This window comes from Dietzia sp. E1, from assembly GCF_014145015.1.
GTDB lineage: Bacteria > Actinomycetota > Actinomycetes > Mycobacteriales > Mycobacteriaceae > Dietzia > Dietzia cinnamea_A.
Genome location: NZ_JAALDU010000298.1, coordinates 1 through 1,346, shown reverse-complemented (window position 1 = coordinate 1,346; position 1,346 = coordinate 1). Strand labels below are relative to the sequence as shown.

Genomic DNA, 1,346 nt, shown 5'->3' with positions numbered 1-1,346 from the left:
AATGCGCGAAGTGGATCTTCCGCCCGCGCCACTTCGGGGCTGGGATGGAGACCATGCAGACCTACCGCCAGTCCCGCCGACTCCGCGACGTCCGGTACGACGTGCGCGGCCCCATCCTCACCGAGGCGATGCGCCTCGAGGCCGAGGGGCACGACGTGCTCCGGCTCAACCTGGGCAACATGCGCCCGTTCGGCCTGGACGCCCGGCCCGAGCTGGTGGACGCCGTCGCGCGGAACCTCGGGGACGGGCAGGCGTACTCCGACTCGCGCGGCATCCCGGCGGCCCGGAAGGCCGTCGCGGACTACTACCGCCGCTGCGGCGTCCGCGGGGTCTCCCCCGAGGACGTGTTCTGCGGCAACGGGGTCAGCGAGCTCATCACCCTCGTCCTGCAGGCGATGGTCGACCCGGGCGACGAGATCCTCGTCCCCGCGCCCGACTACCCCACGTGGACCGGGGCGGTGAACCTCACCGGCGGGGTCCCCGTGCACTACCTGGCCGACGAGGCGAACGGCTGGAATCCGTCGCTGGCGGACATCGAATCGAAGATCACCCCGCGGACCACCGCGCTGGTGATGATCAACCCCAACAACCCGACCGGCGCGGTGTACAGCGCGGAGACCGTCCGCGGGATGGCCGACATCGCGCGCCGGCACGGTCTGGTCCTGCTGGCCGACGAGATCTACGAGAAGCTGGTCTTCGGCGACGCCGTGCACCACCACGCCGCGCTCGCGGCCGGCGACGACGTCCTGTGCCTGACCTTCGGCGGGCTCTCCAAGGCGTACCGGGTGTGCGGCTACCGCGCCGGCTGGGTGGTGGCCACGGGGCCGCTCGATCGCGCCGCCGACCTGCTGGAGGGGTTGACGCTGCTGTCGAATATGCGGGTCTGCCCGGGCGTGCCCGGGCAGTACGCGATCCCGGTGGCGCTCGCGGAGGACTCACCGTGGGGCCCGGACGTCGTGGACCCCGACGGCCGGATCGAGCGGCAGCTGGCCCTCACCGCGGAGCGGCTCAACGCGATCCCCGGCGTGAGCTGCGTGGCGCCGCGCGGAGCGTTGTACTGCTTCCCGCGGATCGACCGGGAGATGTACGGGATCGACGACGACGAGGAGTTCGTCCTCGGCCTGTTGCGCTCGGAACACGTCCTCGTGACTCACGGCACGGGCTTCAACTGGCCGGAACCCGATCACTTCCGGATCGTCTGCCTGCCCGAGGCCGGTGTGCTGGAGCGCGCTGTCGGCGCGATCGCCCGGCACCTGGAGAGTCGGCGCCCGGCCGTGGTGTCGTGAGCCCGGGGCGGGTCGGGCCGGGCGGATGCTCCTATGGATGTCAAGCGGCTTTGGCGAGGT

Annotated in this window: 1 protein-coding gene; it reads left to right on the top strand. The window is 71.8% G+C overall.

Going from position 1 to position 1,346, the window contains the following annotated elements; all coding sequences use genetic code 11:
• The first annotated feature begins 53 nt into the window (after window positions 1-53).
• Window positions 54-1,286: a pyridoxal phosphate-dependent aminotransferase gene (locus G6030_RS10525; protein WP_182643088.1), complete on the top strand. Its 1,233-nt coding sequence runs from the start codon at window positions 54-56 to the stop codon at window positions 1,284-1,286.
• Window positions 1,287-1,346 lie beyond the last annotated feature (60 nt).